Source organism: Ruegeria sp. BF6, assembly GCF_056538665.1.
Map to the genome: position 1 here is coordinate 62,323 of NZ_JBQFTN010000017.1, position 8,767 is coordinate 71,089.

The following is an 8,767-nucleotide window of genomic DNA, read 5'->3' on the forward strand; positions in this document are numbered from 1 at the left end:
GTCAGAGGCTTTCGAGGAAACGGATCAGAGCATCACGGTCGGGCTTGGGCATTGCCACAACCGTATCGCGGGCGGCCTGAGCTTCGCCTCCGTGCCACAGGATGGCCTCGAGCAATGTTTGCGCGCGTCCGTCGTGCAGGAACTGAGTGTGGCCGGAAACCGTTCTGGTCAACCCAATCCCCCACAACGGCGGTGTGCGCCACTCGCGCCCGGTGGCGCGGGCCTCGGGGCGGTCATCGGCCAGCCCTTCGCCCATGTCATGCAACAGCAGGTCGGAATAGGGCCAGATCAGCTGAAAACTGTGTTCGGGCCGGTCTTCCATGCGATGGGTGACAAAGGCAGGTGTGTGGCAGGACGTGCAACCGGTGCCGTAAAACACTTCTTTTCCGCGCAACACCTTCGGATCATCCACATTTCGCCGTTCCGGGACGCCAAGATTGCGGCTGTAGAAGGCCACCAAATCCATGCCGATTTGATCGACTTCAAATACGCGGGTGTCCCCATCGCCATGCGGGGCGCTCACGCAATGCACCTGGGCATCGGTGCAATCGCCATGACCCGCAGGGTAGAGCGGACTAGATATACCGATATCGCCGGAAAAGGCCGCTGCCGACTGCTCCATAATCGTCGGCATCCCCGCTTTGAGTCCGAACCGGCCCAGCATCGGCACATCAAATTCCTTCGACCAGACGATGTTCGGGCGTCCGGAGATGCCGTCCCCGTCGGCGTCATCGGGATCGGCGTTGGCCAGCAAGTCCTCGACCGGGATCGCTTCGAGCAGACCCAGACCGATCATCTGTGGTGCCACGCGCGGGCTGATCATGGCCTCGGGGTGCAGTGGACCGTATCCCAAATCCACCGCCTGATAGATCGGCTTGCGCAGGGTGACGGTTTCACCATCGGAAAGGTTTACGGGGACCTCATCATAGGTAATGTCCAGTCGGTACTCCGCCGCGTGGCCGGGCAAGGCCAGGTCCTGCATCTGACCACCATAGTTAGGGTCGGGCTGCGTGGCGATAAAGTCCTCAATCTCTTCGTAGCCATCGCCGCCCGGGATCGAGACGCGCAGGAACATGGAGGTCGCATTGTCGCCAGGCCCGGCGGGCGTGTGGCCGCGCCCGTCCTTGATGTGGCAGCGCTGGCATGAGCGCGCGTTGTACAGCGGCCCCAACCCGTCCGACGCCAGGGTCGACGCGGGCGAAGATACCCAGATTTTCTTGAACAACCCGTTGCCGACCTTGAAGTCCAGCTCCTGCTCAAAGCTCAGGTTGCCGGAAGGTTGCGAGAACGCATCCGCACCGGTGCGCGCGCGGACGGTGGCGGCCCCGGCGGGCAGGTCCTCGAACCGTTGAGGCGCGCTGAAATCAGTGGGTGCCACGATGACATTGGCGATCCGAGTGCGCTCATCCTCGGTTCTGGGTTCGAAATTGAGGTGAAGATCCTGCAGTTCGGCTGCGCGGGGCTGGGTGGCCGCAAGCGCGGCTACCGACAGGACGGCGAAGCTATTCGCTATCGTCCATTTTCGATGCATTAAGTTGCGCATAATTGGCTTTGCCAATCCTTTCGTACAGGTCGAACTGTGTTTCGAGGAAGTCGATATGTCCTTCTTCTTCCTTGAGCAATCCCTCGAACAGCGACATAGAGACGTAGTCGCACACCTCGCGGCAGAACTCGCGTGCCTCGGCATATAGGGCACGAACGTCTAGTTCCGCGGCGACGTCGCAATCCAGTGTCTCCCTGGGGGTCCCACCGATTCTCAGCGGGTCAAGTTTCTGCAGGTTGGGGTGGCCTTCCAGAAAAATGATCCGTTCGATCAGCTTGTCCGCGTACTCCATTTCCTCAATGGACTCTTCGCGGCACTTCTTAGCCACATGACCCAGGCCCCAATCCTCTTACAGGCGGTTGTGCAGCCATTCCTGGCTGACGGTCGACGACTCATGCCGCAGAGATTTGTTTAAGTATTCTATGACGTTGGCGTTGCCCTTCATCTGGATCCTTCGGTTTGGCCCCGGTGCGTAACGCGCGGAGTTGCATGGGTACTTCCAAATTATCGTTCGATCGCATGGTGTCTAGAAAAAGCGGCATGCAGCCGCCACAATCCGCGGATTTACCGAGGGCGTGATACACCTTTCCGGGGGTAATAATTGCCTGAGCGTCTGACGCCCGCATCCAGTCAATCGCTGCGCGGATTTCGTGGTCAGTGATGTTGGTGCAGTGGCAAACGATCATGGCGATTCAAAGCTCGATAGGTTTCTTACTGTTTTAGTAAGTTATATTCTTCACGTCCAGACACAAACTTGCGTGATCAGAGTAACCGGAAGCATGAATTCGCCCATGCTTCCTGCCAGGGATAAGTTCAATGGAAAACCGCGTCCGGGTTATCCAGGCTTTCCGAACCTTCAAAATCGATTTGATCCAGTTCCAACACATTCACGATGCGCTCGATGGTCTTGGTCTGATCGACCAGACCTTCAACGCCGCCCATGATCAGCAGCTCACCGCCTTCATTGCCGCGTTCCAGCATCTGATCGTAGGCGAAACCGGCTTCGGCGGTCGATTTCAGACGACCCAGCGCCTGCATGGTGTTGGCCAGCTTGACCTTCATCTCAGCGTCCAGCGACGGATCGGAGGCGATCACCAGTTCCGACAGCGATGCGCCGGAAACCGGGGTGCCGTCGATGCGGGTGTAACTGCCCAGATAGACGTTCTGAATGCCCAGCCCATCATAGTAGTGGCTGTTATGGGTGTTGTCCGAGAAGCAATCATGCTCTTCCTCGGGATCGTTCAGCATCAGGCCCAGACGCATCCTCTCACCTGCCTGCTCACCATAAGAGAGCGAGCCCATTCCGGTCAGGATGGCACTCACGCCTGCGGTTTCATCTGCAGAAAGGGCAGCGCGTGCTTCGCCGCCTTCTTTCCACTGGTCTGCCATCCATTCCAGATCGCTGATCAGCAACTCTGTCGCGGCGCTCAGGTATTGAGCACGACGGTCGCAATTGCCGCCGGTGCAGTCGTCCCCCTGGGCGTAATCGGTATAGGGGCGGTTGCCCGCACCGGCACCGTGGCCGTTCATGTCCTGCCCCCAAAGCAGGAATTCGATGGCATGGTAGCCGGTGGCAACGTTTGGCTCGATCCCGTCGGCTTCGTGCAGGGTTTCGGCCAGGAGCTCGGGGGTGATTTCGCTGGCGTCGATGGTCGTGCCTGACAGCTCAAAGCTGGCGTTGGCGATCACGTTCAACGCGGCGAACTCGTTTTCATCGGTCGGGCCGCCGTAATTGGCGTCGACATAGTCAATCAGGCCTTCATCCAGCGGCCATGCGTTCACCTTACCCTCCCAGTCGTCAACGATGGCGTTGCCAAAACGGTAAACCTCGGTCTGCTGATAGGGTACGCGCGCGGCAACCCAAGCGGCCCGTGCCGCGTTCAGGGTAGCATCGGACGGTTCGGCGATCAGGGCGTTCACGGCCTCGTGCAGGGCTTTGGCCGCGATCAGGCTGTCATCATATTTGGCTTCGGCAATGTTCGCGTAGGTGGTCAGAACATCAGCTTTCGACGGTGCGTCGGCTGCACCGGCTGCGGACGCGATGCTAAGGGTCAGGGCGCTGGTGGCAGCAAAAAATCGGGTCATGGGGGTGACACTTTCCTGTCTGGTACAATTTCACAGACGCCGCCTGTGCGACGCATATGGCGCAAAAGCTGAGTTATTTAGTCAGTTATGTCAACCTGAGTTTTATACTCAGATTAGCTGATCTTTGCCCTCCCCATATTTGGCGGGGCCGCTGGCCCCGAGCCTAGATTGCGCCGCTTTTGAAAAATACTAAGATAAAACCTGTGATTCCCTGGTAGGTGGTGCCTGTTTATGAGATGCGCAGCTCTCGCCCTGACTTTGGTTCCTGCGGTCGTTCTGTCGCAGACGCAAGCCGGGATTGAGCACGAACATGGCACGGGGCATCTGGATATCGCGGTCTCAGAGGCTGAGTTATCCTTGTCGCTTGCGGTGCCTGCTACGGATATCATCGGCTTTGAGCGCCCGGCGCAAACCGACGAGGATCGGGCCATGGTCGCCGGTGCGATTTCCGATCTGTCCAAACCGTTGGAACTGTTTGTCCTGCCGGAAGGCGCGGCCTGTTTCACGGCAACGGCCAATGTCACACTGCTGGCAGAAGGGCTTGGTCCCGAGGCCGACGTCGCCGCGGCAGCAGATCAGGAACAGCACACCGAATTTCAGGCCGACTACCGGATACAATGCCAGGCGATCGATCTGATCGATGCTATCAGCTTCTCGTATTTCGAGCGGTTTCCGAACGCCCTGAAACTGATTGTCGAGATTGATCGGTCCGGCGAAATCCAGGTGCACGAGGTTACGCGATCCATGTCGAACCTGTCCCTGTAGGCAAACGATGCAGCTTGGAAGTGGCGGGCAAGGTATCCATCGTTATTTAGGTCAGATTGAACTCACTCATCTGGAGATCCCGGAATAACGATCAGATCGCAGAGTTTCCGATCAGCAACGCTGTCACCGTTGCATTCATTGAGAAAACTCTTTGCTTTTCCATGTCCCAAGCACTGTCAGCGGCGGGCTGACGAATGGGCGCTGGAACGGTGCGGGCGTTCTCGGGAGTTTCAGGGTGGGCGAAGTTTGCGTACCAAGGGCAGTCTACGAGGGGCGCTATCGTGGTGGTGGCAGCGATCTGAACGGCGCCTGGGGCTCAAGCCGTGGATTGGGGAGCGAAACTGGCCAGTCGGCTTTGGCTGGATCGTCCCCAACGTCAACGAAGAGTCCGATGCGATCGCTGACCTTGCAACCCTTACTCGGCCTGCAGAGACCTCTAGTGGACTTTCTCGGCAACGATCTCTTCGCCGATGCGCACCACGTCGCGCAAGAAGCCGTCAATGTCCTCGTGCCTTGTGCGGTGGTTGTTAAAGGCGCAACGGAGGCCATGCTTGCCCTGCACAGTCGTATCTGATGGGACAGCAAGGCCGCGTTCCTGAAGCCGCAACATGATCTCGGTGTTGAGGTTCTTGGCCGTATCCTCATCCGCCGCCGTATAGCGGAAGCAAACGATGTTAAGGTCTACCGGAGCAACCAGTTCCAGCATCGGATGCGCTTCGATCTGACGCGCCATGTACCGCGCGAAAGCAATGTCCTGAGAAATAAGGCGTCCGAACTTGGCGGCACCCTGTTCCTTGAAAGCCATCCAGATTTTCAACGCTCGGAAACCACGACTGAGTTCCAGGCCATAGTCGGCAAGGAACTTACCTGCGAGCATCCCACGTTCCTGGATTTGAAGATAGTCACCATGCATTTCGAAGGTTGCGAAATGCGCCTCGGGATCCTTGATCAGAACGGCTCCAGCCTCAAAAGGTGCGTGTAGCCATTTATGTGGATCGATTGCGACAGAGCCGGCCCTCTCCATGCCGGACACAAGATGCGCGTGGTCCGGGGCAAGACGCAGAACACCGCCAATACACCCATCCACATGGAACCAAAGCCGCTCTCGTTCACAAAGATCGGCAAGTGCGGTCAGGTCATCAATTGCGCCGGTGTTTGTGGTGCCCGCCGTCCCGATGACGCAGGCTGGCTGCAATCCCTGCGCGCGGTCTTCGGAAATTGCTGCCTCCAACGCATCGAGTCTGATCCGCTGGTGGCCATCGCTCGGGACCTCCACAAGTGCTTTTGCGCCAAGGCCAAGGGTTTCGAAGGCCTTTTGATGACAGCTATGAACCTGATCAGAAGCATAAAATCGCAGCGGCTTTTCCATGGCGGCGATGCCTTCCGCGCGCACATCATAGCCGGCAGCGAGGTTCCGGATGACCGTATGCGCAACGAGGTTCGCCATGGACCCGCCGCTGGTCAGGGTTCCACTGGCATTTTCAGGAAAGCCAGCGATTTCCTTCAACCAATCGACAACCTGCTGCTCGACCTGCGCCGCACCGGTGTTACCACCCCCGAGATTGCTTCCCTCCACAGCGGCAAGGAAATCACCCAATGCTCCTGTGAAGTTGCTGGCTCCCATGTACCACCCCCAGAAACGGGGATGGATATTTCCCATAGGATAGGCACGCACGAGCGCAAGATAGTCGCTATAGACCTGTTCCAAAGGGCAGGGGGCGTCTGGCAAGCCAGCCTTGAGACGAGAGCGAACGTCGTCGGGCATTGGGCGCCAAACGGGACGCTCGCGCACCTGCTCCAAATGATCGATGGCCTCATCCACCGCGATATGCGCGAGCGCGCGGGCTGCCTCCCAATCGTCAGGATCGAGCGTTTCCTCTTTGATATTGCCCATTTGCCGCGCCCCCCCTCTCGTCAATTGGAGAGTGCGGGAGATTTGCCTTCAGAGCAATCTCTTCTTGGCCCAGGTGTTCCGCTCGGACGGCTCTGGCCCGATGCAACAGTGTCGGAAAAGCCTGAGTGCTAGTTGGTCGGATGGCAATTCTAAGCAGTCGCGACCGTTGTGTAACTTACAACCTAAAAGGAGACCCTGATCAATCGCTGTACGATCTGCAGAAAGTACTTGAGATCAGTTTTGCGGCAATTGATGAGAAGCGTATTCGGGGCAACGAACTCGAAAAGATGGGGGCATTCGTTGAAGGTGGGCAGCTTTGGATGAAGAAAAGGCAATTGACTGAGTGGCGACTGCTCCGACGCTCAAATTAGAACGAGGTGTAGGTATTATGATGGTAGGGCGAGGTGGATTTGGAGAATCCCTCAATCAAATCAATGCTGCAAGACGTATTTGGTGGCTGAGGTCCGTTTAGCACACAAATTCCACACGATAACACTCTGTAAAACAAAGGTTCCTCGGCCCTCGAGACGACGACGTGGTTATTACTCGTGGCGATCCACCGGTTTTTGGCCGGACTGTTCAAGTTGCAGGAAGTCTATGAACTACAAATCTCTCTGTTTTGAGGGCTACAATAGCTCTTGAGCTGCCTCGAACGTCAGGGCGCATCGAGTATTGCAAGTCGCGACCATCACCAATGCGGAAAGCGTCTCTCAAGATACTTAACGATGCGAAATGAGAAAAGCCTTTTGACTGAGGTTCTAGCTGCGATGGTGGGTGTCATTTTTGCAGGGCTTCCGTCTTGCGGATCGTATCCGATTTTTCTTTTTGTTTCGGTGTTATCCCAACACATGCCGGGGTTGTCTGACATAAGATGTAAGGCCGCAAACGCGACGTCTTTGGTGTCTATCGCTGCACGCATGCCGTTTAGAAAATCCCGATCGCTCAGCCACATCTCCTGCCCCCAACGACCCATCGCCATATGAGGTCCAGGCTTGTTGTCATGGGTCCATTGGGTCCAGCCGATGCGCAGGCAGATAACCGAAAGCCTATGATGCTGCGCGAAGTAAGTGCCGGTCCGTTCGCAAAACAACTTTGACATGCCGTAGGCGTTCACCGGCCCCAGAGGCGTGTCGCTGTTTAACTCATCCATGGTGAAACGCTTGTCCCCGTGGACCCAGTTCGAACTGGCAAGAACCACACGTTTGACGCCCATCGCGACTGCATGGTGGTAGAGCGTTTGGGTTCAATGCCCCACAAAGTCGCGCTTGCGTTACTAAAGAGAATTGTCACAATTCGGCATAATCTGTCCGGTTTGGGCCATGGCAATACTCAACTCTTGGCTAAGAACATCCCACATTTGCTCCAAACCTGCCTCTCCGGCAGCTGCGATAGCAAACTTCAGTATCCTTCCAACAAAGACAAAGTTGGCCCCAAGTGATAGGGCCTTAAGAACGTCTTCTCCTGACCGTATCCCGCTGTCGTAGAAGAGGGGAAAACCCGACCCCAGGTCTGAGCGAATACTTGAGAGCACTTCTATCGGCGCGGGGGCTGCTTCCAGCTGCCGCGCACCGTGGCTTGAAACTTGAATGGCATCAACGCCTGCAGACATCAACGCGCGGGCGTCCTCGCTGTCCAGCACCCCTTTCACCACCAGTTTTCCAGGCCAGAGATCCCGCAGCCGGGCCAGTGTGTCCCATGTGGCTCGGGCTCGGCTCTCGGTGCGGTCGAAGTCATAACCCTCCATCTTGAAATTCGCCATTTCCGGCCTGCCTGCAAAAAGCGTCTTAAGCGACCAGCCGGGATGCATGGCGAAGTCGAAAAACTGCCTGGGGCCGATACGGAAGGGCATTGTGAACCCGTGGCGCAGCTCACGCGGCCGACGGCCGACTTCGGGAACATCGACTGTCAGCACAAGGGTTTGGTATCCGGCAGCCTTGGCGCGTTTGGCCAGCTTGAAAGTGCCGCTGCCGTCGCCGCTGAAGTAAAGCTGGAACCAAGCATATCCTTGTGCCGCCTCCAGGATGGTTTCAAGCGGGGTGGAGGCAACGGTTGAGACGCCATGAGGTACACGGTAGCGCGCCGCCAGCCGCGCCAGCATCAGGTCGGCACCTGGAGCGGCCAGATTGCACATACCCATGGGTGCGATGCCAAAGGGGCGGTCGGCGTCGGCACCGAAAACCTGTGCCGCCAGGGACCGTCGGCTGACGTCGCGCAGGATGCGGGGCCGTAGGGTGATGGCATCCAGCGCCGCACGGTTGCGAGCCGCTCCGGCCTCCTGCCCGGCGGCGCCATCGATATAATCAAACACCATCCAAGGGAGCCGCCGCTGGGCAAGGCGGCGAGCATCCTCAGCCGAATGGATTGCGCCTGTGCCCATCAGCCGGCCACGGCCTTCATGAACCGGTCGCGGATCACGACCGGATCCATGGTGATCACCGGCATCTTGGCGTTGCCGCTTTCGCACTTGCTGACGATGATGG

At 57.7% G+C, this 8,767-nt stretch carries 6 protein-coding genes and 3 pseudogenes; 1 reads left to right on the plus strand and 8 read right to left on the minus strand.

Going from position 1 to position 8,767, the window contains the following annotated elements:
* Nucleotide 1: 1 nt before the first annotated feature.
* The 4 genes and pseudogenes from ACR0IM_RS21455 to ACR0IM_RS21470 form a co-directional block, all read right to left on the minus strand.
* Entirely contained in the window at nt 2-1,531 is a 1,530-nt protein-coding gene (locus ACR0IM_RS21455; protein ID WP_480683185.1) for a di-heme oxidoreductase family protein, read from the minus strand.
* Nucleotides 1,503-1,988, minus strand: a pseudogene (gene bfr / locus ACR0IM_RS21460) (bacterioferritin). The gene ACR0IM_RS21455 and the pseudogene bfr overlap by 29 nt, the downstream one beginning before the upstream one ends.
* Complete coding sequence (locus ACR0IM_RS21465; RefSeq protein WP_480595299.1) at nt 1,936-2,229, minus strand: (2Fe-2S)-binding protein; 294 nt, start codon at nt 2,227-2,229, stop codon at nt 1,936-1,938. The pseudogene bfr and the gene ACR0IM_RS21465 overlap by 53 nt, the downstream one beginning before the upstream one ends.
* A gap of 127 nt (nt 2,230-2,356) precedes the next feature.
* Entirely contained in the window at nt 2,357-3,628 is a 1,272-nt protein-coding gene (locus tag ACR0IM_RS21470; RefSeq protein ID WP_480683186.1) for an imelysin family protein, read from the minus strand.
* A gap of 231 nt (nt 3,629-3,859) precedes the next feature.
* Between ACR0IM_RS21470 and ACR0IM_RS21475 the strand changes: the two genes are divergently transcribed.
* Entirely contained in the window at nt 3,860-4,393 is a 534-nt protein-coding gene (locus ACR0IM_RS21475; RefSeq protein WP_480683187.1) for a ZrgA family zinc uptake protein, read from the plus strand.
* Between the two features lie 436 nt (nt 4,394-4,829).
* Here ACR0IM_RS21475 and ACR0IM_RS21480 read toward each other — a convergent pair whose 3' ends face one another.
* The 4 genes and pseudogenes from ACR0IM_RS21480 to ACR0IM_RS21495 form a co-directional block, all read right to left on the minus strand.
* The gene (locus ACR0IM_RS21480; protein ID WP_480683188.1) at nt 4,830-6,287 is read right to left on the minus strand and encodes a pyridoxal phosphate-dependent decarboxylase family protein; all 1,458 of its coding nucleotides are present in this window, start codon (nt 6,285-6,287) and stop codon (nt 4,830-4,832) included.
* Nucleotides 6,288-6,975: 688 nt separating this feature from the next.
* A pseudogene (locus tag ACR0IM_RS21485) lies at nt 6,976-7,518 on the minus strand (NAD-dependent epimerase/dehydratase family protein); the annotation flags it as partial.
* Between the two features lie 42 nt (nt 7,519-7,560).
* Entirely contained in the window at nt 7,561-8,664 is a 1,104-nt protein-coding gene (locus tag ACR0IM_RS21490; RefSeq protein WP_480683189.1) for an alpha-hydroxy acid oxidase, read from the minus strand.
* Nucleotides 8,664-8,767, minus strand: a pseudogene (locus tag ACR0IM_RS21495) (sulfopyruvate decarboxylase subunit beta); the annotation flags it as partial. The gene ACR0IM_RS21490 and the pseudogene ACR0IM_RS21495, both read right to left, overlap by 1 nt.